Consider the following 26,463-nt stretch of genomic DNA (forward strand, 5'->3'; position numbering starts at 1 on the left):
TTTCCCGGAAAAAGTGCGGAGCCGTCCGTATCGTTCATCTCACTGTGGAGTCGCACCGCCACAGAGGGTGATCGCGAGCCAGGGGAGGGCCGCATGGTGGGTGGCTCAGGGCGTCACGGACCAGCGGGGCCGTACGCGGATGTCGTCCAGGACCGGAGGTTCCGCCTTCTCAGAACACGCTTCCGCCGTCTGGCGATCGGCATCGTCGCCTCCTTCCTCGGCTGGTACTTCCTCTACATCGCACTGTCGGCCTTCGCCCGCGACTTCATGGCCTATCCGGCCATCGGCAACATCAACGTCGCGCTGCTGCTCGGCATCCTGCAGTTCGTCTCCACCTTCGTCCTGGCCTGGCGCTACACCCGCTACGCGCGCAGAATGCTCGACCCGCTGTCGGCGCAGCTGCGCCAGGAGGCCGAGCAGCGCCAGGCCGACCTCGAGCGGCACGAGCAGATCCTGGCCGAACGCAGGCGCATCGAGAACTGGACACCCCAGCCGCGGCACGGAAGGCGGCGCCGATGAGCGGGACGGTGCTGACCTTCGGCCTGTTCATCCTCTTCATCGTCATCACCCTCGTGGTCACGTTCTGGGTCAGGGGCAACACCCGCAGCGCCGAAGACTTCTACGCGGGCGGCAGGGCCTTCTCCGGGCCGCAGAACGGCCTGGCGCTGGCCGGCGACTACATGTCGGCCGCCTCCTTCCTCGGCATCGCGGGCATCATCGCGCTGTCGGGCTACGACGGCTTCCTCTACTCGATCGGCTTCCTGGTCGCGTGGCTGCTGACGCTGCTGCTGGTGGAGCTGATGCGCAACGCGGGCAGGTTCACGATGGCCGACGTCCTGTCCTATCGCGTACGGCAGCAGCCGAGGGTCCGCGTGGCGGCGGTCGTGTCCACGGTCACCGTCTCGGTCTTCTACCTGCTGGCCCAGATGGTGGGCGCGGGCGCGCTGGTGTCGCTGCTGCTGGGCGTCTCCACCGACACCGCCAAGGTCGTCACGATCGTCGCGGTCGGCGCGATGATGATCTTCTATGTGATGTTCGGCGGCATGAAGGGCACCACCTGGGTGCAGATCATCAAGGCCGTGCTGCTGATGTCGGGCACGATCGTGCTGACGGTGCTGGTGCTGGGCAGGTTCGGGTTCAACCTGAGCGAGATGCTGGGCGCCGCCGCCAAGGCCAGCGGCCAGCCCGACTTCCTGCGGCCCGGGGTCAGGTTCGGCCAGGACGTCGAGGGCGATCCCGTCAGGACGCTGCTGAACAAGCTCGACTTCATCAGCCTCGCCCTGGCGCTGGTCCTGGGCACGGCGGGCCTGCCGCACATCGTCACCAGGTTCTTCACCGTGCCCGACGCCCGCGCCGCCCGCGCCTCGGTCAACTGGGCGATCGGCCTGGTCGGCGTCTTCTACCTGATGACGCTGGCGCTGGGCTTCGGCGCCACCGCCCTGGTCGGGCGCGAGGCGATCACCGCGCAGGACCCCGCGGGCAACACCGCCGCCCTGCAGCTGGCGCAGGTGCTGGGCGAGTACGTCGGAGGGCCCGTCGGCGGCGACCTGATGCTCGCCTTCATCGGCGCGGTCGCCTTCGCCACCATCCTCGCGGTGGTCTCGGGCCTGGTCATGGCCTCCTCCACCTCCCTCGCCCACGACTACTTCGGCCACGTGCTGATGTTCGGCAGGCCGAGAGAGTCGCAGGAGGTCGGGGTTGCGCGCCTGTCCGCCCTGGTGATCGGGCTGCTGGCGGTCGTGCTCGCGGTGGTCGCCCGGCACCAGAACGTCGCCTTCCTGGTGGCGCTGGCCTTCGCGATGGCGGCCTCGGCGAACCTGCCCGCGATCGTGCTGTCGTTGTTCTGGAAGAGGTTCAACTCCACCGGCGTCGTCGCGGGGGTGTACGGCGGGCTGTCCGGGTCGCTGCTGCTGGTGTTCTTCTCCCCCGTCGTGTCGGGGAAGGTCGACCCGGTCACCGGGGCCAGCCTGTCGCTACTCCCCCGTGGCGTCGATTTCGCCTTCTTCCCGATGGAGAACCCCGGCCTGGTGTCGATCCCGCTCGGCTTCGTCTGCGCGGTCGCCGGAGCGTTGCGGAGCAGGGAGCAGCCCGACACCGACAGGTTCGACGAGCTGTCGGTCCGCTCCCTCACGGGGACCGGCGCGCACCGGGCCCCGACGAGGGGAACACGGCGGCAGCACTAGATGAATGAGTCCAAGGCGTAGCTGCGGAGATAGGGCGAGGGCGCCCACCCTCAGTTTGTGACGACCAAGTTGGACACCCTCGCAACCGCACTGTATGTGAAGGTCGATGATCTACTGAAGGCCTCACCAGGCCTGGCCCCGTGGCGGCCGAAGACAGGTATCGGGCCCACGCTCAGCGACGCCGAACTGGTGACCTTGGCGGTCATGTCAGCGTTGCTGGGCTTCGTCTCCGAACGACGCTGGCTGCGCTATGCCCACGCCGAACTGGGCGGGATGTTCCCTTACCTGCCCGGACAGTCGGGGTACGGCAAACGGCTACGGAAGGCATCGGGGCTGGTCCTGCACATCATCAGGATGTTGGCCGCCGACACCACGCTGTGGAGCGACGATGTGTGGGTCGTCGACTCCACCCCGGTGGAGTGCGGCCGCTCCCGCGATACCGCTCGGCGCAGTGACCTGGCCGGGTGGGCCGAGTACGGCTACTGCGCCAGTCACTCCCGCTATTTCTGGGGGCTGCGGTTACATCTGCTGTGCACCCTGGGCGGGCTGCCGGTGATGTTCGCCCTCACCGGCGCCAAGGCCGATGAGCGCCACACCCTGCTCGGGATGCTCGATGCCGCTCCCGAGGTGGTGGCCGGCCATCCGGGCCAGTCGATCATCGCCGACCGGCAGTACTACGGGCGGGACTTCGAGCACGCGCTGACCGAGCGTGATCTGCGCCTGCTGCGACCGGCCCGCCAGGGCGAAAGCGAGCGGGCCGGAGCGCGGCTGTTCAAACCGCTACGCCAGACCATCGAATCGATCAACCAAACCTTCAAGGGCCAGCTCGACCTGGAACGCCACGGGGGCCGGACCCCAGCCGGCGTCCTCATCCGCGTGCTGTCCAGGATCCTCGCGCTGACCACCGTGATCTGGCACAACGACAAGACCAGCCAGCCGATCAAACGATCCCTGATCGCCTACGACCACTGAACGTGACCATACGCCTTGGACTCATTCATCTAGCCCGTCGGCGTTCCAGATCCTAGGTTTCCCTTGAGTGCTTCTCGATCAAGGGAGACAGCATGACGGAACTCGCCGAGCGGATGCATCGGACCTTCTTCCGGATGATGTCCCTGCTCTCCCCTCGGGGGCAGGGCGTCTTCCTGCGCCGTTACTTCGACTGGTGGCACCGCACGCCCGATCCGTGGAGGCTCGGGAGCGACGCCTACGAGCGGCACAAGTACGCCATGACGCTGGAGGCGGTTCCCCGCCTGCCGTACCGGCGGATTCTGGAGGTGGGGTGCGCGGAGGGGGTGTTCACCGACGCTCTGGCGCGGCGCTTCCCCGACGCCGAGATCGTCGGTATCGACATCTCCACGCGGGCCCTGCAGCGGGCCAGGCAGCGGACGGAGAAGGCCAGGTTCGTCCATGCCGACCTCCTGAGCCATCCTCTTGAAGAGCGGTTCGACCTGGTCTTCTGCGCGGAGACGCTCTACTACGTGGGCAGGTCGGGACGGCTTCGCCAGGCCTCGCAGCGGCTGGCGGGGCTGCTGGCCGAAAACGGGGTGCTGGTGCTGGTGCATCCGTGGCCCGAGGCGGCGAGCCTGCACAGGTTCGCCGACGCCGACCGCTCACTGTCGCCCGTGACCGACCGGGTCGACACCGGCACCCATCGGCCCTTCGCCGTCGCCGTCTATCGCAAGGCCTGAAGGTCACCTGCCGCCGGTGAAGGCCGGCTCGCCGGGCTTCGGCGCCCAGACGAGGCGGCGTCGTCGGCGGAGACGAGGGCCACGGCGGCCTCCTGCGGGCCGGCCGCCTCGCGCACGCCGTCGGGCAGGGGCTCGACGAGGGCGCGCCGGTCGGGGTGGGAGATCCACAGGAGCCGCGCCCTGCTTGACGAGCAGCTAGTCGGCGGTGGTTCTGGTGGTCACTTCGGCTCCGTGGAGTAGACGAGGGAGAGGACGCCGGTCTCGAAGGTGGTGGAGGAGACGAGCTTGAGCGGGATCTGGCCGGTGCCCTCGAACAGTCGCTGGCCGGCGCCGACGACGATCGGGTGAACCATCAGGTAGAGCTCGTCGAGCAGGTCGTGCTCGAGCAGCGATCTGACCAGGGTGGCGCTGCCGCTCATCGCGATGGTGCCGCCGTCCTGCCGCTTGAGCGCGGTGAGCTCCTCGACGAAGGAGTCTCCCTTGATCAGCGTGCTGTTGGTCCAGTCGGCCGAGTCGAGCGTGTTCGAGACGACGTACTTCTTGACGTTGTTGATGTGGTCGGCGAAGACGTCGCCCTGGCCGCTCTTGCTGGGCCAGTAGGCGGCCCACTCCTCGTAGTTGACGCGGCCCATGAGCATGGCGTCGGACTCGGCCATCTGCGCGCCGATCGCGGCGCCCATCTCGTCGTTGAAGTAGGGGAAGTGCCACTGGTCGGGAGACTCGACGACGCCGTCGAGGGAGATGAAGAAGGCAGCCGTGATCTTTCGCATGTCGTCTCCTCATGTTCCTTGCGGTGTGGCTCCAGCCTCGCACCGACAACTTTTCTTGTCAAGAGTGCCGGTGTCACTCCGACGGCCGCCGCGAAGCGCCACGTCTCAGGGGCGGAAGCCGGGCAGGTGCGCTCGCAGGTAGGGGGCGGTGCGGCTGCCTGGGACGGCGGCCACCTCCTCGGGCGTGCCCTGGGCGACGATCGTGCCGCCCTGCTCGCCGCCGCCCGGCCCCAGGTCGATGACGTGGTCGGCGGCCAGGATGACGTCGAGATCGTGCTCGACGACGACCACAGTGGCGCCGCCGTCCACGAGGGCGCCGAGCTGGCGCATCAGCACCTCGGTGTCGGCGGGGTGCAGCCCCGCGGTCGGCTCGTCCAGCAGGTAGAGGGTGCTGGCCCGCTCGGTCCCCGACGGTTCGAGGCCGACCTGCTGAAGATGCGCACCCGCGAGGGCATGGCAATCGCCCGCTCGCGCGGCAAACTCAAGGGCAGGCAACCCAAACTCACCGCCCGCCAGCAAGCCGAACTGGTCCGGATGCACGCCACCAGCAGCTACACCATCGCCGACCTGATGGAGCTCTTTCCGTCGGCCGCGCCGCCGTCTACCGCGTCCTGGACCCCCCGGGCCGACCCGACGAACAACTCGACAATCAGGCAGTGTCGTGAACACCTCGCTCGATCCAACCGCACGGTCATCGTCGTGGTGATGGTGGCGTCTTGGGGTTGCTGGTGCCTCGATAGAGGGACGGCGTAAATAGGCCTTTGACCTGCCCGTAACTACGGGTGGATACTTCCCTGCGGGCGCGGTCCACGAGTCCACGGCACGGCAATGAGGGCCGGCCGTCACCTATGATCGATATCGCTCGAACGTCCGTCGTCGACTCGTTCCACGTCCCCGGCTGGGATGCGCGGCGCCGCCCCGACGGGTCGGCGCATATGTCTTTGGCGGAGCGGGCTCCAGAGCGCCCGAGCCGCCGCAGGGGAACGAGGTGGTAAGGGTGCCGCAGCGCACGGTCGTACCGACAGGCGGGCACGCTCCGGTCGGTGAATCCTACGTTGTCTCCCTAGGCGGAGCATGAGGCGACCACGAGGATTCAGGGGCCCGCGACTGGGACTGACGCGCCTCACGATTGCGGCGAGTGCGGTGCTCGCCTTGTTGATAGGTGTCGCGTTCGCGGTCCTGCTGTGGGCGATCGCTGACGCCAACAGCTCCACATCGGCGAGACGGGCTTCTCGGACGGCTCTCGTCGAAGTCGGCAATCTGGAACAACTGGTCCTCGACCTCGAGACAGGGCAGCGCGGCTTCCTGATCACCAAGCGTGAGGAGTTTCTCCAGCCGTGGCAGGCGGCGCGCAAGGAGTTCCCGGCGCAGGCGCGGAGGTTCACCGAAACCGCTACCTCCCCCGAACAGCGGCGCATCGCCGAACAGATCACGCACGGCGCCGACTCGTTGGTGAGCGACTACTCGGTTCCGCTGGTGGAGGCGGTGCGGCGAGGGGATCCCGCCGCATCCGGTCTGGCGGCGACGGCCGAGGGCAAGCGGCGCGTCGATGCCCTGCGCGCTCAGTTCGACCAGTACACGGCGGGCGAACGCGCCCAGCTCGCGGCGCGTGAAGACACCGCAATGGCCAACGGGCGGCGGGCGGTGATTGCGGCAGGTGCGGGGCTGGCGGCATCGACCGCGCTGGTGGCCGCGTTCACGGTGCTCCAGCACCGGGCCGTCGTGCGGCCCGTCCGGGGGGCGGCTGCCGCGGCGGAGCGGCTCGCCGACGGGGACCTCGGAGTGCGGATCGTCCCGAGCAAGGTGGCGGAGATCGGCGCGTTGGGCACGTCCTTCAACTCCATGGCGGCCTCATTGCAGGACAGCCGCAGGCGCATCATGGAAAGCGTCGAGGAGGTACACCGACGCACGGCTCGGGACCTGCACGACGGGGCGCAGCAACGACTCGTCAGCCTGATGATCGGGCTCCGGCTTGTACGGGAGCTGGTCCCCGATGCGGAACCGTCCACCACCGAGCTGCTGGACCAGTCGATCGCCGACGCGCAGACGGCGATCGATGAGCTGAGGGAGCTGGCGTCGGGGATCTACCCTCTCGTGCTGACGGTGAAGGGGCTGGTGGCGGCGGTGCAGGACCTGGCGTCCCGCAGTCCGATCCCCGCCGTCGTCGAAAGCGACTTTGACCAGAGGATTCCCGCGGCCGTTGAATCGAACGCCTATTTCGTCGTGGCGGAAGCCGTGACGAACGCGGTCAAGCACGCCCAGGCATCCCGGATCGACATCTTCCTGGAGTTCGGAGAGGCACTGCAGATTCGGGTCGTCGACGACGGCGTCGGCGGTGTGAACGCCGCCACCGCCGGCAGCGGCCTGACCGGGCTGGCCGATCGGCTGGCCGCCTTCGATGGCACGTTGACCATCGAGTCGCCCCTGGGCGGCGGCACGACGATCCTGGCGCAGATCCCGATACCGCCCTGAGGCCGCTTAAGGACGAACCGTGGGGTTGGCCCCATGGCCTGCACGTGCTCCCGTCGGAGACGCTGGTTTGGTGCCAGTCAACGTGGTGGTCGTCGACGACGACCCCGGATTCCGTCGCATCGCCAGGGCTCTGCTGGCCGCGCGAGGGCTGCGGGTCGTCGCCGAGTCGCCGGACGGGGCATCGGCGATCGCGGCGGTCCGAGAACACCGCCCTGACGGCGTGCTGCTCGATCTTCATCTTCCGGGCGAGGACGGGCTGTCCGTCGCCCGAGCGCTCACCCGAGAGGGGCAATCGCTGAGGATCGTGCTGACCTCCACCGACTCTTGGACGTGGTCGGAGGAGGAACTGGCCAGTGCCGGAATCCTGCGCTTCGTGGCCAAGGACCGGCTGTTCGACACCGACCTGATCGCTCTGTTCTCGCCTACCGCTTGAGGTAGCGCAGCACGGCGAGAACACGGCGGTGCTGTGAGTATTCGGTCTGCTGCAAGCCCAGCTTGAGGAAAATGCCGGTCACGTGGCGCTCCACCGCCGGAACCGTCACCACAAGCTTGTCGGCGATGCCGGAGTTGGAATGCCCCTCGGCCATCAACGCCAGGACCTCACGCTCCCGGGGAGTCAACCTCTCCAGCGGGTCCGCGGCGCGCCGGCGGCTGACGAGCGTGGCGATGACGTCCGGGTCGAGCGCCGAACCGCCGGCGATGACCCGCTGCACCGCGTCCATGAGGACCTGCGGGCTGGCGACCTTCTCCTTGAGCAGGTAACCGACGCCACTCGGATCGTCTCCGACGAGATCGAGGGCGAAGGAGGCTTCCAGGAACTGCGACAGCACGATCACCGGCGTGCCCGGCCGCTCCGCCCGGATCCGGCGCGCCGCCTGAAGTCCGTCGTCGGCCAGGTTTGGCGGCATCCGGATGTCGGCGATCACCACGTCCGGCTTGTGCTCCGCGGCGGCGCTGACCAGTTCCACGGCGTTGGAGACCGACGCGACGACCTCGACGCCGGACCGCTTCAGCATGGCCGTGATGCCCTCACGGACGATTGGCTGGTCTTCTCCGAGCACTGCACGCAGGGGCCCGCTCATGCAGGCATCCTAGTCGGCGGCGCCGACCCGGTCGGATCGGGCGGGGACGCCGGTTCCTCTCAGGCGCACCGTGGGGTTTTCCCCAGGGACGGTCTCGGGGTGGCCGACACAGGGTTTGAAGGCGGCTCGACAGCCGTCCGGATAGCCCCTGACCAGACTGGAAGGCATCCAAGGCGGCTCCCTGCAGAGCTCCGTTCAGTCGTCGCCCCTTTAGTGGAGGAGCATCATGTCTGTGACGTTCACGCCGGTCACCGCCCGTACGAGCGGCCGCGGCGGCCGTGAGCGCTGCACCTCGATGCACTTCGTGCAGGGAGTTGGTTGTGGAGGCGTGACTCCACAACTGTGGCTGGCCGTGCTTTCCGTACCGCCCTCCGGCGCTCGCCGCGCGTACAACCAGTGCGCCGAACTCGTGCTGTCCGGAGAGCACACAGTCCGTGCTGCGTCACGCCCCAAGGCGTGACGGTTCAAGGCTCGACCCAAGGTCTCAAGAAAGGGATATTTATGTCCGAGACTCCCACTATCGTGCTTGTGCACGGCGCCTTCGCCGATGGCGCCAGCTGGGCGCCCGTGACGCTGCGGCTGCTCGACCAGGGCTACAAGGTTCTCGTACCCCCCGTCTTCAACCGCAGCCTGTCCGGCGACTCGGCTTACATCAAGTCGTTCGTCGAGCAGATCGATGGGCCGGTCATCCTCGCCGGCCACTCCTACGGGGGCGCCGTCATCACGGTCGCTGGTGTCGCCGACAACGTCGTCGGGCTGGTCTACGTGTCTGGGTACGCCCTCGAGGAGGGCGAGAGCCTGGGACAACTGCAGGGCGGATTCCCCGATTCTGAGCTCGCGGCGAACCTCGCCTACTCTCCCTACCCGATCGAGAGCGGCGAGCCCGGCACGGATGTGTCGGTGAACATCGACGCCTTCCCCGCCGTGTTCGCCGCCGGTGTCAACACAGACAAGGCGAAGGTGCTCGCGGTATCGCAGCGGCCTCTATCGGCGATCGCGTTCGGAGAGCCCGCATCAGTGGCCGCGTGGAAGACCAAGCCGGGCTGGGGGATTGTCTCCAGCGCCGACCGCACCATCAATCCCGATGTCGAGCGCTTCGGTTACACGCGGGCCGGCTTGCGGAAGGTGATCGAGATCGACGCCCCTCACCTGGTGATGCAGACCCACTCGGCCGAGGTGGCGACGTTCATCACCGACGCGATCGCCGAACTCGGCTGACATCCAACCTGACACAGAAGGAGTAAAGGCGATCATGGCAGGAAACCCCTTGGGCATCTCGCTTGAGAAGGCGGCACAGGAGTTCGTCGATGCGACCTCGGAGCCCCCATTTCTCTACCAGCTTGCTCCAGAGGCGGGCCGCAAGGCCGTCGACGGAGTGCAGGACAGTCCGATCTTCAAACCTGAGATCGACGAAGAGTGGATCACCGTCGACGGCGGCCCCACCGGTTCGGTGAAGGTCCGCATCGTCAAGCCCCGAGGCGCCGTCGGAACCCTCCCGGTGATCATCTACACCCACGGCGCAGGCTGGGTGTTCGGCGACGCGCACACCCACGACCGCCTCGTCCGTGACCTGGCTGTCGGCGCGAACGCGGCCGTGGTCTTTCCCGAGTACGACCGTTCCCCAGACGTGCACTACCCGGTCGCGAACGAGCAGTCCTACCGCGTAGCTCAGTGGGTCACCACCGATGGCGTCGGGAAGGGGCTGGACTCTTCAAAGATCGCTATTGCCGGCGACTCGGTCGGCGGCAACATGGCCATCGCATTGACGCTTATGGCGAAAGAGCGCGGTGACGTCTCGTTCGTGCAGCAGGTGCTGTTCTACCCCGTGACCGACGCCAACTTTGACACCGCTTCGTACGCGGAGTTCGCCGAAGGGTACTTCCTCACCCGCGAGGGGATGAAGTGGTTCTGGGACCAGTACACCACCAGTGAGCAGGACCGCGCACAGATCACGGCCTCGCCACTGCGCGCTACCACCGAGCAGTTGACCGGCCTGCCGCCCGCACTGATCATCAACGCGGAAGCTGACGTTCTGCGGGACGAGGGGGAAGCGTTCGCAGGCAAGCTGCGCGAGGCGGGCGTTCCCGTCACACAGGTTCGGTACGCGGCGATCATTCACGACTTCGTGATGGTCAACTCCATGCATGACACTCACGCCGCCAAGGCTGCCATCGCGCAGGCCGTCGCCGTGCTCAAGGAAGCCCTGCACGGCTGACTCACACGTCAGTGCCGGGTCGACATCGCCGTCCCGGCACTGACTCCACCATTCCCGGCGACGCCGGGACGGCTGTCCTCTCGTTCCTCGACCCCGGCATTGGAGCCGCTGTGGCGTCGAACGATCCGCATCGCGCAGGAGCAGACCAATGACCGTGTGGGGCGTCGCCTGGTCACGTCTTCGTGACGGACAGCACCCCGTAGCCACGGGATCGTCATCGGCCTGGGTGGCTTGGTCGGTCTGGTAGGCGCGGTGGTCGCGTTACGCCGTACCCTGCCGTTGCCCGGCCTGGACGTCCGGCCTGGACGTCCGGCCTGGCCTGGCCGCGTCGACCAACCCGGCCGGCGCGGCGACTGCCGAAGAACGGTCGCCGGTTCGGCTGGTGTCGCTGCCGCGACGGTCTGCCCGCAGCTTCGTCGGCCGCCAGGACGCGATCTCGGCCAGCCGCGCGGCACCGCCTGCGCGTCGTGCACTGCGCTGCGAGCGCCCAGCAGCACCTGTACGGGCACGGACAGCTCACGCACCTACTCGTCGGTATAGGTGGGCGGCATGGGCAGCCGCCGGCGGAAAGACCGGCCGGAGGCTCCCGCCTCCGTCGTGCGGAGGCGGGATCAGATGGTCTCGATCGCCTGCGGCAGCCCCTTCAGACCGTCGCAGACCACCATCAGCGCATCACCGACGCCGCGGTTCTTGATCTCGGTCAGCACGTGCAGCCAGAACGTCGCGCCCTCACCGCCATCGCCGGCCCACAGCCCGAGGATGTCGCGCTCGCCGTCGACGGTGACCGCCATGGCCAGGTAGATGGGCCGGTTGGCGACCTGGCCGTCGCGCAGCTTGACGTGCACGGCGTCGATGAAGATCACCGGGTAGACGGCATCCAGCGGCCGGTTCTGCCACTCGGCCATCCCCTCTAGGACCTTGTCGGTGATGGTGGAGATGGCCTGCTTGGACACCTCGGCACCGTAGACCTTGGCCAAATACGCGGAGATCTCCCCGATGGTCAGCCCCTTGGCGGCCAGAGAGATGACCATCTCGTCCACGCTGGACAGCCGGCGTTGCCGCTTGCGGACGATCTTCGGCTCGAAGCTGCCGTCCCGATCGCGGGGCACGCTGATCTCCACCGGCCCCACATCGGTGAGCACGGTCTTGGCCCTGCTGCCGTTGCGCGAGTTACCCGCCCCGCGACCAGCCGGATCGTGCTTGTCGTGGCCGAGATGGTCGGTGATCTCGCCTTCCAGCGCTGCGCCGCATGGGCCATGAGCCCTGCCAGGACGGCCACGGTCAGATGAGAGCATTGCCGCGGCTCATCGGTAGGCGAGGCGGCGCAGCAGGATCTCCGCAGGCCCCCGGTAGCCGGCTCGGCGCATGAACTCGGCGAGAGCGACGGACACCACCCAGGTGGCCGCGGCCACCCCCGTGGCGCCGGCCAGCCCGAGGTCGTCCTGCAACGCGAACCCGTACGGGTAGAAGACCAGGACGAACACCACGGACTGGAAGAGATAGAGGCTCACCGAGCGCCGGCCGAGCGCCTGGACGGCGGTGGTGAAACGGTTCGGCCGCCCGACTCGGCGTAGAGGGTGCCGAAGGCCAGCGACGACTTGCCCGAGCCCGACACGCCGGTCGGCCGGCCGGGATCGCGATCAGCCCTCCAGGTAGCGGCGGAAGGCGACCAGGGCGTCGCGCGGCATGACGACGTCCACGCCACGCAGGTTGTGCACCCTCGCGCCGCGTACCCGGACGTACTGGTCAGGCTCCATGCGCACGACGTTACCGGGCCCCGTCCAAGATTCTTCCAAGATTTTTCCGGCCGGATGTCGAGAAAGGGGCCCCGGTTTCTACGTCTCCTGTGAAAAGGAGGAACAGTGATGGAAACGCTGGTCAGTGGGGGCGCGTTCTTCGAGGGGGCGCGCTGGCACGAGGGGCGCCTGTGGGTCTCGGACTTCTGGCGCTACCAGGTCTTCGCGATCTCGATGGACGGCACGGCCGAGCCCGTCGCCGAGGTGCCCGGCGCGCCGTCCGGTCTCGGGTGGCTGCCCGACGGCGACCTGCTCGTGGTCTCGATGATGGACAACAAGCTCCTCAGGGTGAGCGAGGGCAAGGCGGTGGAGTACGCCGACCTGTCGCCGTACAGCACGCAGTTCAGCAACGACCTGGTGATGGACGGCCACGGCCGCGCCTACGTCGGGACCATCGACTTCGCCGGGCCCGACACCGTCCTGCTGCGGGTCGACCAGGACGGCTCGGTCACGGTGGTCGCGGAGGGGATGCGCTTCCCCAACGGCATGGTCATCACCGACGGGGGCGCGACGCTGGTCGTCGCCGAGTCGTGGGCGGGGCGGCTGACCGCCTTCGACCTCGCCCCCGACGGATCGCTGGGCGGCAGGCGCACGTGGGCGCAGCTGCCCGAGGGCAGCGCGCCCGACGGCCTGGCGCTCGACGCGGACGGCACGATCTGGGCGGCCGACGCGGGCGGCAACAGAGCCGTCAGGGTCCGTGAGGGCGGCGAGATCGTCGACGAGGTCAGCGCGGGCGAGCTCGGCGTCTTCGCCTGCGCGCTGGGCGGGGGCGACGGGCGCACGCTGTTCCTGTGCACGGCGCCCGACGCGAACAAGGCCGCCGAGCAGCGCGAGGGGAGGATCCTGTCGGTGCGGACGCGGCCATGACGGTCCGCCGGCTCAGCGCTTGACGGCGCGCAGGACGACGAACTTCGGGTCGCTGGCGACGACCTCGCAGTTGCCGAAGAGCCTGCGCAGCTTGGCGTGGTAGCCGAGGTGCCTGTTGCCGATCACCCACAACTCGCCGCCCCTGCGCAGCGCCGTACGGGATCCGGTGAACATCCGCCAGGCCGTGTCGTCGGTGGTGGCGCGGTGGGTGTGGAAGGGCGGGTTGTTGAGCACCAGGTCGACCGAGCCCGGCTCGACGTCCGCCATGCCGTCGCCCGTCGCGAAGCGGGCGGCGGCCCCGGCCTGGGATCCGAGGTTGGCCTGGTAGGTGGCCCGCGCCGAGGCGACCGCCTGGTGCGACTCGTCGACGAACAGCGCCTCGGCCTCGGGGTTGGCCAGCGCCATGGACAGGCCCACCACGCCGTTGCCGCAGCCGAGGTCCACGACGCGCTCCGGGCCCCTGCTGCCCGGCAGGTGGCGCAGCAGGAACCTGGTGCCGATGTCGAGGCGGTCGGCGCAGAAGATGCCGGCGTGGTTGACGACGGTGCGCCCCGAGGCGGGGCCGACGTCGTCGGGCAGGGCGTAGCTGACCGGCCACGGGCTCGGCGTTCTCGGCAGCGAGGGGTCTGGGGCGCAGAAGATGAGGCGCGCCTTGCGCTCGGCCAGGGAGGTCCTGGTGGGGCCGAGGATACGCTCGAAGGCCCGCAGGGTCGAGGTGTGGATCTCGGTGACCATGCCGGCGCCGACCACGACCGTGCCCTCGTGGACGGCGGGCGCCAGGCGGTGCAGCTGGTCCTCCAGCAGCGCGAGGTTCTTGGGCACCCGCACCAGCAGCGCGTCGACGCGGTCGGGCGGGGTGTCCCTGGTGGACAGCAGGCGCACCTGTCCCTCGTCGATCCCGTTGCGCTTCAGGTTGGCCCTGGTGGCCTCCTGGGTGAGGAAGGAGTCGGTGATCTGGGTGGGCCGGTGGGCGGCCAGCGCGGTGACCAGCGCTCCCCACCGGTCGCCGAACACGACCACGTCGCCGTGGAGGGTGTCGCCGAGGTGCCGCAGGAGGTACTCGTCGGCGGCGTCCCACGCGCGCAGCTGGTCGCGGGGGTTGGCGGGGTAGCGGGTCAGGTCGAGCTCGTTCATCGCGCCCCAGGGTAGCCGAGCAGGTGGAGAGGGACGCCGCCCGCTAGAGTTCGTGTCCACCATGATCGAACGAACCGGTTCCGTCGCGCTGGTGACGGGAGCCTCCAGAGGACTCGGCGCCGCTCTCGCCAGGCGACTGGCCGCCGACGGTTGGACGGTGGCCGTCAACTATCGTTCGGGCGCCGAGGCGGCTCGAGCGGTGGTCGAGGAGATCAGGCGAAAGGGCGGCGCCGCCGAGGCGTTCGCCGCCGACGTCACTGACGAGGAGTCGGTCACGACACTGTTCGCCGAGGTCGGCAGGGCGCTGGGCCCCGTGGAGGTCGTCGTCGCCAACGCCACGGGCCCGCAGCCGAGCATCACGGTCGAGGAGCTCACCTGGCAGGGGCACCTGGACCAGCTGCTGTTCTTCGTCAAGAGTCCGACCCTGCTGCTGCGCGCCGCGCTGCCCGCGATGAAGGCGAGAGGGCGGGGACGGCTGATCCAGATCGGCTCCGACAGTTTCGCTCGCGCCCTGCCCGGCATGTCGGCCTACGTCGCCGCCAAGGGGGCGCAGCTCGGCCTGACCAGGTCGTGGGCGCGCGAGCTTGGCCCCCACGGCATCACCGTCAACCTCGTGGCGCCCGGCTGGATCCCGGTCGAGCGGCACGCGGACCTGCCCGCCGATGAGCTGGCCGCCTACGTCGCGGAGACGCCGGTGCGCAGGACGGGCACCCCTGAGGACGTGGCCGCGGTGGTCTCCTTCCTCGCCTCCGACGCGGCGGGGTTCGTCAACGGCGAGCAGATCACCGTCAACGGCGGTCACACCGTCACCTGACCGCGCGAGGAGAGGAGCGAACGGCGTGGAGCGCTTCGAGGTGGGCCAGACGGCCCTGGTGGTGAACGTGCCCGCGGCCGAACCCGTCGTGGGGCGCTGGCGCGGGCTCTACGACTCCTCCGCCCGCTACGGCGTGGGCGCGCACGTCACGGTCCTCTACCCGTTCCTGACGCTCGGGCGGATCGACGCAGGGGTGCGCGACGAGCTCGCACGCCTGTTCGCGGCCCGCAGGGCGTTCGACCTGACCTTCCGCGCGACCGGCCGCTTCCCCGGCGTGCTCTACCTGGCCCCCGAGCCCTCCGGGCCGCTGCGCGAGCTCACCGAGGCGGTCACCGCCCGCTGGCCCGAGGCCCGGCCGTACGGCGGGCGCCACCCGGACGTGGTCCCCCACCTGACGGTCGCCGACGGCGCGGAGGCCGACGTCATGGCGCGGATCGAGGCCGACCTGGTCACGCGGCTACCCTTCACCGCCCAGGTGGGAGGGGTCACGCTGGCGACCTTCGACGGCACGACGTGGCGGGCCGAGCAGTTCTTCCCCCTCGGCGACGGCGACTACGGGATGCCGGGCTCGTTGGCCGCTGTGCTGGCCGACGTGGCCGCCGAGCGGGTGGCACAGGACGCGATGTGGGGCGTCCAGGAACTCCCCGACGGCACGGGCCCCGAGCGCACCGCGGCGGCGGCCCAGGCCAGGGCCGAGCTCGAGGCGGCCGCGAGGCAGGGCGAGCACACCTGGCGGCACGTGCTGCTCGAGGAGGTCATGGAGGCCTTCGCCGAGGACGACCCCGACCTGCTGCGCGCCGAGCTGGTGCAGGTCGCGGCCGTGGCGGTGAAGTGGGCTCAGGCGCTGGAGCGGCGCGGCGGGGCGGTCGCGCCACACGAGGTGAAGAGGGCCAGGTTCAGGACGATCGTGGACGTGCACGTGCTGTTCGTCCGCGAGGGGCGGGTCCTGCTCGGACGGCGCGCGAACACCGGCTACGCCGACGGCCTGTGGCACCTGCCCTCAGGACATCTGGAGGAGGGCGAATCGGCGCTCGAGGCCGCGGTACGGGAGGCCAGGGAGGAGGTAGGCGTGGTGATCGACCCCGCCGACCTGACCTTCGCGCACGCCATGCACCGGGCGCCCGACAGGATGGGGCTGTTCTTCCGCGCCGAGCGGTGGACCGGCGAGCCGTACAACGCCGAGCCGGGAAAGTGCGCCGCGCTCGACTGGCATCCGCTGGACGCGCTGCCCGACGCCCTGGTGCCCTACCCGCAGGCGGCGCTCCTGGCGATCCTGCGCGGCGAGCCGTTCGCGCAGTTCGACTTCTGACGGATTAGGACCGCGACGGAGCCGGGCCCCACTGACCGGGGCTCCGACCGACCGGGGCTCCGACCGATCGGGGTTCCGACAGGGAGGAGGCGCGGGTGCTCGACTACGACAGTGAGGCGGCCCACTACGACGCCACGCGCGAAGGAGAGGTCAGGGGCGCGGGCGGCGGCGGAGGCGGTCGAGAGACTCCTTCCCGGCTCGGCGGCGGTGATCGCCGATGTGGCCTGCGGGATCGGTATCGTCACCGCCCTGCTCAGGCGCCTGGGACGGTGGATCGTGGGCGTCGACAGCTCGCCCGGCATGGCGCGGGTGGCCGCCTCCCGCCTGGAGGCGTCCGTGGTGATCGGCGACGCGCGGCGGTGCGCGCCCGGCCGAGCTGGAGGAGCTCGACGCCCTGCCGGCCGCGCTGCCCGAGCAGGATCGCCCGCGTCCCGACCCCGTCTACGCTGATCGCGCTGGCTTCCACTCACCGGAAGCCGGTGCGTGCGGGCGGGGCGATCGCGCCCTAGCGTCGTCGCTGTGAACGAGGTCTTCGTCGTGGACGCGGTCCGCACGCCCATCGGCAGGTACGGCGGGGCGCTGTCCGGCGTCCGCCCCGACGATCTGGCCGCGCACGTCATCAAGGAGCTGCTGGCCCGCTCCCCCGCCCTCGACCCCGCCGCGATCGGCGACGTGGTGTTCGGCAACGCCAACGGCGCGGGCGAGGACAACCGCAACGTCGCCAGGATGGCCTCGCTGCTGGCGGGGCTGCCGGTCGGCGTGCCCGGCGCGACGGTCAACAGGCTGTGCGGCTCCGGGATGGAGGCGGTGATCCAGGCCTATCGCGCCATCGCCCTCGGCGACGCCTCGGTGGTGGTCGCGGGCGGCGTCGAGTCGATGAGCCGCGCTCCGTGGGTGCTGCCCAAGCCTTCGCGCGCCTTCCCCGCGGGCAACCAGGAGCTGGTCTCCACCACACTGGGCTGGCGCCTGGTCAATCCGCGCATGGCCCCCGAGTGGACGGTCTCCCTCGGCGAGGGCGCCGAGCTGGTCGCCGACAGGCACGGCGTCTCGAGGCAGGCGCAGGACGCCTACGCGCTGGCCAGCCACCAGAAGGCGGCCGAGGCCGATTTCGGCGCCGAGGTGGTGGCCGTCGGCGAGGTCGTCAGGGACGAGTCCATCCGCGAGGACACCTCGCTGGAGGCGCTGGCCAGGCTGAAGCCCGCCTTCCGCGAGGGCGGCACGGTAACGGCGGGAAACTCCTCCCCGCTCAACGACGGCGCCGCCGCGCTGCTGCTGTGCGACGCGGACGGCCTGGCCGCCGTCGGGCGTGAGCCGCTGGCCAGGATCACCGGCAGCGCGGTCAGCGCGATCGAGCCGCAGTACTTCGGCCTCGGCCCCGTCGAGGCGATGAGAAAGGCGCTGAGGGGACGCGAGCCGTCCGTCGTCGAGCTGAACGAGGCCTTCGCCGCCCAGGTGCTGGGGTGCCTGGCCGAGCTGCCCGACCTCGACCCCTCGATCGTCAACCCGCGCGGCGGGGCCATCGCCCTCGGCCATCCGCTCGGGGCCTCGGGCGCGCGCATCACCGGCGCCGTCGCCCACCAGCTGGCCTCCGCGGGCTCGGGCCTCGGCCTCGCGGCGTTGTGCATCGGCGTCGGCCAGGGCCTGGCCGTCGTCCTGGAGCGCTGAGGAATTCATGACCCAAGAACGCATTTCCGCCGAGATCGCCGACCTGCACGAGGCGTACCTGAAGGAGGGGGTCGAGCGGCACCATGCCGCCCGCGACTTCGCCCCCTACCGCAGCAGCGCCCTGCGTCACCCGCACCAGCCGCTCGTGGTGGTGGACGACCCCGAGGCCGCCGAGCTGACCGGCCCGGTCTTCGGCGTCACGGACGTGACCGCCCTCGACGCCGACCTCACCCGTCAGCATCAGGGTCAGCCGCTCGGCGAGCGCATCACGGTGACCGGAAGGGTCCTCGACAGGGCGGGGCGCCCCGTACGCGGCCAGCTGGTCGAGGTGTGGCAGGCCAACGCCTCGGGACGCTATCTCCACCAGCGCGACGACCATCCGGCGCCGCTCGACCCCAATTTCACCGGCGTCGGCCGCTGCCTGACCGACGACGAGGGCCGCTACGCGTTCACGACGGTTAGGCCCGGCGCCTACCCGTGGCGCAACCACCGCAACGCCTGGCGGCCCGCGCACATCCACTTCTCGCTGTTCGGCACGGCCTTCGCGCAGCGGTTGATCACGCAGATGTACTTTCCCGGCGATCCGCTGTTCCCCTACGACCCGATCTTCAACTCCGTCCTGGACGAGCGGGCCAGGCAGCGGATGATCGCGGCCTACGACCACGACCTGTCGGTTCCCGAGTGGTCGCTCGGCTACCGGTGGGACATCGTGCTGGACGGCCCCTCCGCGACCTGGATGGAATCATGATCAAACCCACTCCTTCGCAGACCGTCGGCCCGTTCTACGGCTACGCGCTGCCGTTCGCGGGCGGCGGCGACCTGGCCCACGGCGGCATCGTGCTCCACGGCAGGGTCTACGACGGAGCGGGCGAGCCCGTCCCCGACGCGCTGCTGGAGTTCTGGCAGTCCGACCCCGACGGCGGGCTGCGCGGCGCGCCCGGCTCGCTGCGGCGTGATCCGGTGACGGGGGCGATCATCGGCAGGCACGGCCTCGACTTCACCGGCTTCGGCAGGGTCGCCACCGACGCCGACGGGCGCTGGATGCTGCGCACGCTGATGCCTGGACTGCCCTACATCTCGGTCTGTGTCTTCGCGCGCGGCCTGGGCCACCACCTCTACACTCGCGCCTATCTGCGTGACGAGCCCGGCGACCGGCTGCTGGCCGCCCTCGAGCCCGGCCGCAGGGCGACGCTGATGGCGGCCGAGGAACGGGAGGGTGTGTACGTGTTCGACGTGCGCCTGCAGGGTGAGCAGGAGACGGTCTTCCTTGACTTCGGCTGATCTCGGGCTGCTGTCGGCGGGCCACGCGGGCTCGGCGGTGGCGGCCGCGACCAGCGACGAGGCCTTCCTCCAGGCGCTGCTCGACGCTGAGGCGGCGCTCACCAGGGCGTGGGCGTCGCTCGCCGGAGGCGGCTTCCACGTCCCTGAGCAGGCGGGGCTCTGGGTGACCGAGGCCGCCCGTGCGGAGCGTTTCGACCTGCCCTCGCTGGTTCTGCGCGCCCGCGAGGGCGGCAACCCGGTGATCCCCCTGGTCGCCGACCTGACCGCCGCGGTCGGCGACAGGGCGGCGCCGTACGTGCATCTCGGCGCGACCAGCCAGGACATCATGGACACCGCGCTGATGCTCGTCGCCCACCGCGCGCTCGGCGCCGTCCTGTCCGACCTGGCCCGTACGGCGGGCGCGCTCGCCGTCCTGGCCGCCGAGCACCGCGACACGCCGATGCCGGGGCGGACGCTGACCCAGCACGCCGTCCCGACCACGTTCGGGCTCAAGGCGGCGGGGTGGCGGGCGCTGGCCCTGGACGCCCACGACCGGCTGCTGGCCGTACGACGCTCCCTCCCCGCCCAGCTCGGCGGCGCGGCCGGCACCATGGCCGCCTTCTCCGCCATCTCGCAAGCCCCTGCGACGTCGGCGGTGCCGCCTGGTTCGCCGGGACCCGCCGTCGTGGAGGTTCCGGAGAGCTCGAAGTCCTCGCAAGGCCCGGGCGGCCCGGGCGGCTCGGAAGGCTCGGCGGGGTCGGGCAGTTCGGAAGGCTCGGCGGGGTCGGGCGGCTCGGAAGGCTCGGCGGGGTCGGGTGGGGAGCCTGCTGGGGTGGGGCCGTCGCTGGTCGCCGGGTTCGCTCGCGAGACCGGGTTGGCCGAGCCCGTCCTGCCATGGCACGTGCTGCGCACGCCGGTCGCCGACCTCGGCGGCGCGCTCGCCTTCACCGCGGGCGCCCTCGGCAAGATGGCCGCCGACGTGCTGGTGCTCTCGCGTACCGAGATCGGCGAGGTGAGCGAGGCGGCGGGGGGCGGCTCGTCGGCCATGCCGCACAAGAGCAACCCGGTGCGCGCCACCTGGATCGCCGCCGCCGTGCGCAGGGCCCCCGCGCTGGCCGCCGTCCTCTACGGCTCGCTGGCCGCCGAGGACGAGCGTCCCTCGGGGGCGTGGCATGCCGAGTGGCAGACCCTGCGTGACCTGCTGCGCCTGGTCGGCGGCGCGGCGAGGGACGCCGCCGACCTGGTGGAGGGGCTGCGGGTCGATCGGGAGCGGATGCGCGCGAACCTCGACCTGACGGGCGGCCTCATCGTCTCTGAACGTCTCGCCGCCGCGCTGACCCCTGTGCTCGGCAAGGAACGCGCCAGGGCCCTGCTCGCCGGGGCATCCCCCGGTCAGGGGCTCAGGGAGGCGCTCGAGCAGGCGGTGGGCGACCGGCTCGCCCTGGACGACCTGCTCGACCCGACTCACTACCTCGGCTCGGCGCCCGCCCTCGTCGATCGAGCCCTGCGCCGCACCCCAGGACAGACCCCGTGACCCGCCCCGCCACCACGCCTCGCCGTACCCGAGAGAAGTCTGTGAGCCGCCGTGCCGTCGGCGGGACCGTGAGCCGCCGCACCCTCGGGGAGAGCGCGTGAGTCTGCCGCATCATCGTCTGGACGGCGGGGAGGGCGGTGTCCCGCTGATCCTCGGGCCCTCGCTCGGCACCTCGCTGCGCGTATGGGAGCCGCAGATGGGGGCGCTCGCGCTGCGTCACCGCGTGCTCCGCTTCGACCTGCCCGGGCACGGCGGGTCGGAGCCAGGCGAGGTGGCGACCGTCGGCGGCCTGGCCGAGCTGGTGCTGCGCCTGGCCGACGCCCAGGGATGGGACGACTTCCACTACGCGGGCATCTCGCTCGGCGGCGCGATCGGCGCGCACCTCGCGCTCCATCACCCTTCGCGGGTGAGGTCGCTGGCCATGGTGTGCTCGTCCGCGCGTTTCGGCGAAGGGCAGCCCTGGCTGGAGCGGGCCGCGCTGGTGCGCGACAAGGGCACCGCCCCGCTGCTGGAGGGCGCGCGGTCGCGATGGTTCGCGGGCGAGCCCTCCCCCGCCCTCCTCGACGACCTCGCGACCACCGATCCCCTGTCGTACGCGGCCTGCTGCGAGGCGCTCGCCCGCTACGACCTGCGCGCCGACCTCGGTGAGATCCTTCAGCCCGTCCTGGTCGTCGCGGGCCGCGACGACCCCGCCACCCCACCCTCCCATGGCAGGGAGCTGGCCGACGGGCTGCCCGACGCCACGCTCATGGAGATCCCCTCGGCGGCCCACCTGGCCAACGTGGACAGGCCCGCGGCCGTCACGGCCGCCCTCGAGGCGCACCTGCGCGCGCCTGTCACCGGCATGAGCGTACGGCGGGACGTCCTCGGCGACGCCCACGTCGACAGGGCGATCGCGGCGACCACGCCGTTCACCCGCGACTTCCAGGACCTCATCACCCGCTACGCGTGGGGCGAGATCTGGACCAGGCCAGGGCTCGACCGCCGCACCCGCAGCTGCATCACCCTCACCGCCCTGGTCGCGCACGGTCACCTCGACGAGCTGGCCATGCACGTGCGGGGCGCGCTGCGCAACGGGCTCACCCCCGACGAGATCGGCGAGGTGCTGCTCCAGACGGCCGTCTACTGCGGCGTGCCGGCCGCCAACTCCGCCTTCGCGGTCGCCCAGCGGGTGCTGAGGGAAGAGGGGCGCTGACCCGCCCGTCTCCACGCGGGCGGCCACTGACCCGCCCAGCCGCCGCCCGGGCGTCCCGCCAAGGCGGTCGGTGCAGCACCGCCACCTCATGACGCCGCACATGGAGACTCACACACAATCCGACTTTAGCGCTTAAGCAATTTAGCGAACAAGTCGTTGACATCTCGTGAATGTTTCGTCATCGTGACGTCTGCAAGAAGCAGGCCACCCAGGTGTACGCACCGGCGACTAGCGCGGATGAGCAGCGGGAACAGAGAAACACTCGGGGGAGGTCCTGCCATTTTCCGATGAAGCCCCGATGCGGAGCCACAGCACTGAAGGGTTTCAGCTCGTGTTATCCAGGCTTCTGACCGCACTTCTCGTGCTCGTCGTCCCGCTGCTGGTCTCCCTGCCCGCGCGGGCCCAGCCCCAGCCCGCTCTGACCACCGGCGCCTACGCCTACGACCAGGCGCCCGACTCCGGCGCGGGCCCCGACCTCAACCAGAGCGGGCTGCTGGCCTTCGGCCATGGCGCGCTGGCCGACGCGTCGGTCACCACCAGGGCCCAGTGGGCCGGCGACGGCTCGGCCAGGTACAAAGAGGTCTCCATCGTCATCGACCTGCTGAGAGACCACCCGCTCGAACAGATCACGATCGTCAGCAACGCCCCCAACCGCTACTTCGGCATCGCCGCCGTGTCCGTCCGCACCCGCGCCGAGGCCGACGACGACTACACCTCGATCAAAGCCCAGCCCTGGTACGGCACCGCCAGCCCGCTGCCCGCGGGCGTGCCGCTGAACAACACCCTCACCGTGGACCTGGGAAACCGTACCGCCCGCCTGGTCATCGTCACGATCACGCGCCTGCACGAGTACCAGCACATGGCGCTGAACGAGATCTCCGTCCACCCGGGCACCGGCGAGCCGGGGGCCTCCCCCGCGCCGCCGTTCTCGGCGGACGCGCTGCGCACGGAGATCACCAAGCCCGTCAGGCAGATCCCGCGCCCGGGGATGGTGGACGCCGGCAACTACTACGCCGAGGTCACCCCGCACGACGGCGTGCCGGACAACGGCGGAGGGGTCGTGCCGTTCAGCCACGGCGAGCTGTTCGACCGCGACCTGGCCCGCTACGTGGGATGGCGAGGCAGCGCCAGTGCGCCCAAGACGGTGTCGGTGGTCTTCGACCTGCTGGCCGACCACCCGCTGGACACGATCAAGATCTTCAGCAAGGCGCCGAACCAGTTCTGGGGCTTCGACGAGATCACCGTCACCTACCGGGCCGAGGCGGAGACCACCTATCGGATCGCCACCCGCGGGGTACGGGCCCGCACCGAGCTCGACTACCGGCTCGAGATCCCGATGACCGGCAGGTCGGCCCGCTTCCTTCGGATCCAGCTCAGCAGAGGCAACCAGTACCTGCACATCCCGCTCTCGGAGATCGAGCTGACCAGGGGCAGCGGACAGACGGGCCCGAACCCCGCGCCGCCGCTGGACGCCGACGGACTGCGGCACGAGCTGAGCCGCCACACCAAGCTGGCCGACCAGTACGGCCAGTACCTGTACGAGGACTGGCCGGGCAAGGTGACCTCCGACGCCCGGCTGAGCGAAGACCGCGAGCAGGAGTGGGAGCGGCTGGAGGAGGTGTCCCTGGACCGGGCCGTCCACGACCGGTACGGAGGCGTCAAGGCGCTGGGCAAGCAGCCCGCCGAAGGGTTCTTCCGGCTCAGGAAGATCGAGGGGAAGTGGTGGTTCGTCACCCCCGACGGCTACCCGTTCCTGCTCAAGGGCGTCGACTCGGTCTCCCACGACGAGTGGGGGTACGGCACGCTGTACAAGGAGCCGGGCGGCGGCCCGCGTGAGGTGTTCGAGTCGCTGCCCGACCCCGTGCGCTACAGGCAGGCCTACGCCACGACCGAGCGCGGCGACGTGGTGAGCTTCGTCAAGGCCAACCTCATGCGCAAGTACGGGCGAGGCTGGGAGCGCGAGTGGCGGAAGGTCACCACCCGGCGGCTGGTCGACTGGGGGTTCAACGGGCTGAGCAAGTGGGCCCGCGATCCGGGGCTGCGCCTGCCGTACATCGACCAGGTTCCCGCCCCCGCCGATGTGATCAAGGTGTTGTGGGCGATCGACCCGTTCGACCCCGAGTTCGCCGCCAAACTCGACCGGCACATCGCCGCCCGCGGCCTGGCAGCGCGGAGCACCGATCCCTGGCTGATCGGCTACTTCTTCGACAACGAGCGGGGCTGGAACGCCGACGTGGTCAAGGAGATCCTGCTGAAGGACGCCACGCTCCCGGCCAAGCGTGCCTTCGCGACCTACATGGCCGGCGCCTACGGGCAGGACCTGGCGCGGGTCAACGCGGTCCTCGGCGTGACCGCCGACTCCTTCGAGGCGCTGGCGGCGACCCCGATCGACGTCGCCAAGCTGCCCGCGCAGGACATGAAGGGGTTCATCCGCCTGGCGTCCAAGACCTACTACACCGCTGTGCGCACCGCCATCAGGAAGCAGGATCCCCATCACCTGTTCCTGGGCTCCGCGCTGGTTCCCACCTGGCGGACCAGCCTCGACTGGAACATCGGCGGCATCGACCAGTTGGACGCGGTGTCACTGGACGTCTACAGCGACAGCGCCGCTTACCTGTCCGAATACGAGGCGCTCGACAAGCCGGTGCTCAACCTCGAGTACTCCTTCAGCACCACCGAGCGCGGCCTGCGGGCGATCAACGCCTCCACCCGCTCAGCGACGATCGCCGAGCGCGGCGCCAAGTACCGCTCCTTCGTCGAGGCGCAGGCAGCCAGCCCGGTCTTCGTCGGCTCAGGCTGGTTCGTCTACTACGACCAGGCCGTCACCGGACGGCCCGGCGACGGCGAGAGCTTCAACTTCGGCCTGCTCAACCAGCAGGACCAGCCCTACACCGAGATGACCGACGTCATGCGGGACGCCAACCTCACGCTGGAACTGGTGCACCTGCACGGCACCCGTGAGCTCACCGCCCCGATGGTCGCCGGCTCCATCACCCGGCTCGGGCCGGTGACCGGCGGGCACGAGCCCGCGCTGACCCTGCCGCGGCTGCCGCGGGCGTTCACCCTGGAGATCGCCTCCTCCAGCAGGCCCGACATCGTCGCACCGGACGGGACGGTCCGGCTTCCCTCCCGCGCCACCACCGTCACCCTCGTCCTCAAGGTCAGCGGCACGAGCGGCGGCGGCACGGCCACGACCGCGCCGCTGCGGGTGAAGGTGCCGCGACGGTAGGGCTCGGCCCGCGGTCACAACGAACCTGAAAGGAGCGGGAGCGGGACAGGGCGGCGCCGATCCGGCGCCGCCCTGTCCTTCAGCGGTTCTGTCCTTCGGCGGTTCTGTCCTTCGGCGGTTCTGTCCTCAGCCGCCCTGTCCTTCAGCGGTTCTGTCCTTCGGCGGTTCTGCCCTCAGCCGCCCTGTCCTCCAGCGGTCCTGTCCTCAGCGGTCCTGAGCCAGCGGGCCCGTGCTGCCCCGTGGGGCGAGCTGGGCCGGTTCGGTCTCCAGGTCGGAGACCGTCTCCCCTCCGATGAGCGACAGCAGCAGGCGGGCCGCGGCCGTGCCGAGGGCGGGCACGTCGCGCCGCATCGCGGTCAGGGCCGGCCGTACCACCTGCGCCAGCTGCGAGTCGTCCCACGCGACCAGGGACAGGTCGTCGGGCACGCGCAGGCGCATCTCCTGCGCCACCGACAGGCCGGCCACCGCCATGATGTCGTTGTCGTAGACGATCGCGGTCGGCCGCGTGGGGGAGCTGATCAGGCGCCGGGTGGCGCGCGCTCCCTCCTCGCCGGTGTAGTCGGTGTGCAGGGTGGCGCATTCCTCCAGGCCCAGCCTGGCGCAGGCCTCGGCGAAGGCCTCGTCCCTCACCTTGGTGTGCACGAGGTGGGGAAGGCCTGCCACGCGGGCGATCCTGCGATGGCCCAGCGCGGCGAGGTACTGCACCGTCTCGTGCACAGGCGCGCTCTCGTCCGAGCGCACGGACACCAGCGAGCCGCTGCCCGGCAGCCCGCCGATCACCACGGCGGGCATGCCGAGCGCCTCGAGCACCGGGGTGCGGCGGTCGGCGACGTGCACCTCCACCACGATGGCGCCGTCGATGCGGCCCTCCGCCCACCAGCGGCGGTAGACCTCGATCTCGGCGTCCTGGTCGTCGGCCATCTGCACCATCAGCGCGTAGGACTGGGGCTTCAGCGCTGTCTCGATCCCGCTGAACAGCTCCATGAAGAACGGCTCGGCGCCGAGGACGCTCGGCGGTCTGGACAGCACCAGGCCGATGGCGCCGGAGTGGGCGCCGGTGAGGGCGCGGGCCGCGGCGCTGGGCCGCCAGCCCAGTTCGTCGGCGACCTTCAGCACCCGTGCTCGTGTCGCCTCCGACACGCCGGGGCGGCCGTTGAGGGCGTAGGACACCGCGCCCTGGGAGACCCCCACCCGCTGGGCGATGTCGGCGATGGTCGGCCGCTTCACGCTCGCACCTTACCCGCTGG

At 70.4% G+C, this 26,463-nt stretch carries 24 protein-coding genes and 2 pseudogenes; 18 read left to right on the forward strand and 8 right to left on the reverse strand.

The window, feature by feature from the left end; genetic code table 11:
* Window positions 1-93 precede the first annotated feature (93 nt).
* The 4 genes from FHR33_RS08270 (at window position 94) to FHR33_RS08285 (ending at window position 3,874) form a co-directional block, all read left to right on the forward strand.
* Window positions 94-519 (forward strand): DUF485 domain-containing protein, encoded by a 426-nt coding sequence (locus FHR33_RS08270; RefSeq protein WP_183645388.1) that lies wholly within the window; start codon window positions 94-96, stop codon window positions 517-519.
* The gene (locus FHR33_RS08275; RefSeq protein WP_183645389.1) at window positions 516-2,183 is read left to right on the forward strand and encodes a monocarboxylic acid transporter; all 1,668 of its coding nucleotides are present in this window, start codon (window positions 516-518) and stop codon (window positions 2,181-2,183) included. The genes FHR33_RS08270 and FHR33_RS08275 overlap by 4 nt, the downstream gene beginning before the upstream one ends.
* A gap of 57 nt (window positions 2,184-2,240) precedes the next feature.
* Entirely contained in the window at window positions 2,241-3,155 is a 915-nt protein-coding gene (locus FHR33_RS08280) for an IS982 family transposase (RefSeq protein WP_183643426.1), read from the forward strand.
* Between the two features lie 92 nt (window positions 3,156-3,247).
* Window positions 3,248-3,874, forward strand: a complete 627-nt coding sequence (locus FHR33_RS08285) for a class I SAM-dependent methyltransferase (RefSeq protein ID WP_183645390.1) — start codon at window positions 3,248-3,250, stop codon at window positions 3,872-3,874.
* Between the two features lie 218 nt (window positions 3,875-4,092).
* Here the strand turns inward: FHR33_RS08285 and FHR33_RS08290 are convergent, their stop codons facing one another.
* Together FHR33_RS08290 and FHR33_RS08295 are read right to left on the reverse strand one after the other, a co-directional pair.
* Window positions 4,093-4,644 carry a dihydrofolate reductase family protein gene (locus FHR33_RS08290; protein ID WP_183645391.1) on the reverse strand — a complete coding sequence of 184 codons (552 nt, stop codon included), beginning with the start codon at window positions 4,642-4,644 and terminating at the stop codon, window positions 4,093-4,095.
* A gap of 105 nt (window positions 4,645-4,749) precedes the next feature.
* Complete coding sequence (locus FHR33_RS08295; RefSeq protein WP_376773114.1) at window positions 4,750-5,139, reverse strand: hypothetical protein; 390 nt, start codon at window positions 5,137-5,139, stop codon at window positions 4,750-4,752.
* Window positions 5,140-5,787: 648 nt separating this feature from the next.
* On the opposite strand from FHR33_RS08295, the gene FHR33_RS08300 reads away from it, so the two are divergent.
* Both FHR33_RS08300 and FHR33_RS08305 read left to right on the forward strand, forming a co-directional pair.
* Window positions 5,788-7,116 carry a CHASE3 domain-containing protein gene (locus FHR33_RS08300; protein WP_221241003.1) on the forward strand — a complete coding sequence of 443 codons (1,329 nt, stop codon included), beginning with the start codon at window positions 5,788-5,790 and terminating at the stop codon, window positions 7,114-7,116.
* Between the two features lie 70 nt (window positions 7,117-7,186).
* Window positions 7,187-7,549 (forward strand): response regulator, encoded by a 363-nt coding sequence (locus FHR33_RS08305; protein ID WP_183645393.1) that lies wholly within the window; start codon window positions 7,187-7,189, stop codon window positions 7,547-7,549.
* On the opposite strand, the gene FHR33_RS08310 is transcribed toward FHR33_RS08305, so the two are convergent.
* A complete protein-coding gene (locus FHR33_RS08310) occupies window positions 7,539-8,198 on the reverse strand; it encodes a response regulator transcription factor (RefSeq protein WP_183645394.1) in 660 nt (219 codons plus the stop codon). The two genes, FHR33_RS08305 and FHR33_RS08310, sit on opposite strands and share 11 nt — an antisense overlap.
* 501 nt (window positions 8,199-8,699) lie before the next feature.
* On the opposite strand from FHR33_RS08310, the gene FHR33_RS08315 reads away from it, so the two are divergent.
* Both FHR33_RS08315 and FHR33_RS08320 read left to right on the forward strand, forming a co-directional pair.
* Window positions 8,700-9,416 (forward strand): alpha/beta fold hydrolase, encoded by a 717-nt coding sequence (locus FHR33_RS08315; RefSeq protein WP_183645395.1) that lies wholly within the window; start codon window positions 8,700-8,702, stop codon window positions 9,414-9,416.
* A gap of 34 nt (window positions 9,417-9,450) precedes the next feature.
* Window positions 9,451-10,413 (forward strand): alpha/beta hydrolase, encoded by a 963-nt coding sequence (locus FHR33_RS08320; protein WP_183645396.1) that lies wholly within the window; start codon window positions 9,451-9,453, stop codon window positions 10,411-10,413.
* A 614-nt stretch (window positions 10,414-11,027) separates the two neighbouring features.
* Here the strand turns inward: FHR33_RS08320 and FHR33_RS08325 are convergent.
* The 3 genes and pseudogenes from FHR33_RS08325 to FHR33_RS08335 all read right to left on the reverse strand — a co-directional run.
* A pseudogene (locus tag FHR33_RS08325) lies at window positions 11,028-11,654 on the reverse strand (IS256 family transposase); the annotation flags it as partial.
* Between the two features lie 63 nt (window positions 11,655-11,717).
* Window positions 11,718-11,924 (reverse strand): DUF418 domain-containing protein, encoded by a 207-nt coding sequence (locus tag FHR33_RS08330; RefSeq protein ID WP_183645397.1) that lies wholly within the window; start codon window positions 11,922-11,924, stop codon window positions 11,718-11,720.
* 41 nt (window positions 11,925-11,965) lie between these two features.
* A pseudogene (locus tag FHR33_RS08335) lies at window positions 11,966-12,170 on the reverse strand (hypothetical protein); the annotation flags it as partial.
* A gap of 108 nt (window positions 12,171-12,278) precedes the next feature.
* Here FHR33_RS08335 and FHR33_RS08340 point away from each other — a divergent pair.
* Window positions 12,279-13,076, forward strand: a complete 798-nt coding sequence (locus FHR33_RS08340) for an SMP-30/gluconolactonase/LRE family protein (RefSeq protein ID WP_183645398.1) — start codon at window positions 12,279-12,281, stop codon at window positions 13,074-13,076.
* 12 nt (window positions 13,077-13,088) lie between these two features.
* On the opposite strand, the gene FHR33_RS08345 is transcribed toward FHR33_RS08340, so the two are convergent.
* A complete protein-coding gene (locus FHR33_RS08345; RefSeq protein WP_246451710.1) occupies window positions 13,089-14,210 on the reverse strand; it encodes a methyltransferase in 1,122 nt (373 codons plus the stop codon).
* A gap of 61 nt (window positions 14,211-14,271) precedes the next feature.
* Here FHR33_RS08345 and FHR33_RS08350 point away from each other — a divergent pair, with 61 nt between their 5' ends.
* The 9 genes from FHR33_RS08350 (at window position 14,272) to FHR33_RS08395 (ending at window position 25,216) form a co-directional block, all read left to right on the forward strand.
* Window positions 14,272-15,024, forward strand: a complete 753-nt coding sequence (locus tag FHR33_RS08350; protein ID WP_183645400.1) for an SDR family oxidoreductase — start codon at window positions 14,272-14,274, stop codon at window positions 15,022-15,024.
* 25 nt (window positions 15,025-15,049) lie between these two features.
* A complete protein-coding gene (locus FHR33_RS49045) occupies window positions 15,050-16,333 on the forward strand; it encodes a 2'-5' RNA ligase family protein (RefSeq protein ID WP_221241006.1) in 1,284 nt (427 codons plus the stop codon).
* 111 nt (window positions 16,334-16,444) lie between these two features.
* Window positions 16,445-16,783, forward strand: coding sequence for a methyltransferase domain-containing protein (locus FHR33_RS49965; protein ID WP_221241007.1), 339 nt, complete (start codon window positions 16,445-16,447; stop codon window positions 16,781-16,783).
* A gap of 69 nt (window positions 16,784-16,852) precedes the next feature.
* Window positions 16,853-17,998 (forward strand): thiolase family protein, encoded by a 1,146-nt coding sequence (locus FHR33_RS08370; RefSeq protein ID WP_183645401.1) that lies wholly within the window; start codon window positions 16,853-16,855, stop codon window positions 17,996-17,998.
* A 7-nt stretch (window positions 17,999-18,005) separates the two neighbouring features.
* The gene (pcaH, locus tag FHR33_RS08375; protein WP_183645402.1) at window positions 18,006-18,746 is read left to right on the forward strand and encodes a protocatechuate 3,4-dioxygenase subunit beta; all 741 of its coding nucleotides are present in this window, start codon (window positions 18,006-18,008) and stop codon (window positions 18,744-18,746) included.
* Complete coding sequence (gene pcaG / locus FHR33_RS08380) at window positions 18,743-19,279, forward strand: protocatechuate 3,4-dioxygenase subunit alpha (RefSeq protein WP_183645403.1); 537 nt, start codon at window positions 18,743-18,745, stop codon at window positions 19,277-19,279. The genes pcaH and pcaG overlap by 4 nt, the downstream gene beginning before the upstream one ends.
* Window positions 19,266-20,792, forward strand: coding sequence for a lyase family protein (locus FHR33_RS08385; RefSeq protein ID WP_183645404.1), 1,527 nt, complete (start codon window positions 19,266-19,268; stop codon window positions 20,790-20,792). Before pcaG ends, FHR33_RS08385 begins: the two co-directional genes overlap by 14 nt.
* A gap of 103 nt (window positions 20,793-20,895) precedes the next feature.
* Window positions 20,896-21,987, forward strand: coding sequence for a bifunctional 3-oxoadipate enol-lactonase/4-carboxymuconolactone decarboxylase PcaDC (gene pcaDC / locus FHR33_RS08390; RefSeq protein ID WP_221241658.1), 1,092 nt, complete (start codon window positions 20,896-20,898; stop codon window positions 21,985-21,987).
* A 331-nt stretch (window positions 21,988-22,318) separates the two neighbouring features.
* A complete protein-coding gene (locus FHR33_RS08395; protein WP_183645406.1) occupies window positions 22,319-25,216 on the forward strand; it encodes a hypothetical protein in 2,898 nt (965 codons plus the stop codon).
* 204 nt (window positions 25,217-25,420) lie between these two features.
* Here FHR33_RS08395 and FHR33_RS08400 read toward each other — a convergent pair whose 3' ends face one another.
* Window positions 25,421-26,443, reverse strand: coding sequence for a LacI family DNA-binding transcriptional regulator (locus tag FHR33_RS08400; RefSeq protein WP_183645407.1), 1,023 nt, complete (start codon window positions 26,441-26,443; stop codon window positions 25,421-25,423).
* Between the last annotated feature and the right edge of the window lie 20 nt (window positions 26,444-26,463).

The organism is Nonomuraea dietziae, assembly GCF_014195505.1.
GTDB classification, from domain to species: domain Bacteria; phylum Actinomycetota; class Actinomycetes; order Streptosporangiales; family Streptosporangiaceae; genus Nonomuraea; species Nonomuraea roseola.

Bases quoted from the DNA above. Each gene is read 5' to 3' on its own strand.
- FHR33_RS08350 (WP_183645400.1), top strand. From the start codon at position 14,272: ATGATCGAACGAACCGGTTCCGTCGCGCTGGTGACGGGAGCCTCCAGA.
- FHR33_RS08315 (WP_183645395.1), top strand. From the start codon at position 8,700: ATGTCCGAGACTCCCACTATCGTGCTTGTGCACGGCGCCTTCGCCGAT.
- pcaH (WP_183645402.1), top strand. From the start codon at position 18,006: ATGACCCAAGAACGCATTTCCGCCGAGATCGCCGACCTGCACGAGGCG.
- FHR33_RS08345 (WP_246451710.1), bottom strand. From the start codon at position 14,210: ATGAACGAGCTCGACCTGACCCGCTACCCCGCCAACCCCCGCGACCAG.
- FHR33_RS08310 (WP_183645394.1), bottom strand. From the start codon at position 8,198: ATGAGCGGGCCCCTGCGTGCAGTGCTCGGAGAAGACCAGCCAATCGTC.
- FHR33_RS08270 (WP_183645388.1), top strand. From the start codon at position 94: ATGGTGGGTGGCTCAGGGCGTCACGGACCAGCGGGGCCGTACGCGGAT.
- FHR33_RS08275 (WP_183645389.1), top strand. From the start codon at position 516: ATGAGCGGGACGGTGCTGACCTTCGGCCTGTTCATCCTCTTCATCGTC.
- pcaG (WP_183645403.1), top strand. From the start codon at position 18,743: ATGATCAAACCCACTCCTTCGCAGACCGTCGGCCCGTTCTACGGCTAC.
- FHR33_RS08340 (WP_183645398.1), top strand. From the start codon at position 12,279: ATGGAAACGCTGGTCAGTGGGGGCGCGTTCTTCGAGGGGGCGCGCTGG.
- FHR33_RS08290 (WP_183645391.1), bottom strand. From the start codon at position 4,644: ATGCGAAAGATCACGGCTGCCTTCTTCATCTCCCTCGACGGCGTCGTC.
- FHR33_RS08285 (WP_183645390.1), top strand. From the start codon at position 3,248: ATGACGGAACTCGCCGAGCGGATGCATCGGACCTTCTTCCGGATGATG.
- FHR33_RS08320 (WP_183645396.1), top strand. From the start codon at position 9,451: ATGGCAGGAAACCCCTTGGGCATCTCGCTTGAGAAGGCGGCACAGGAG.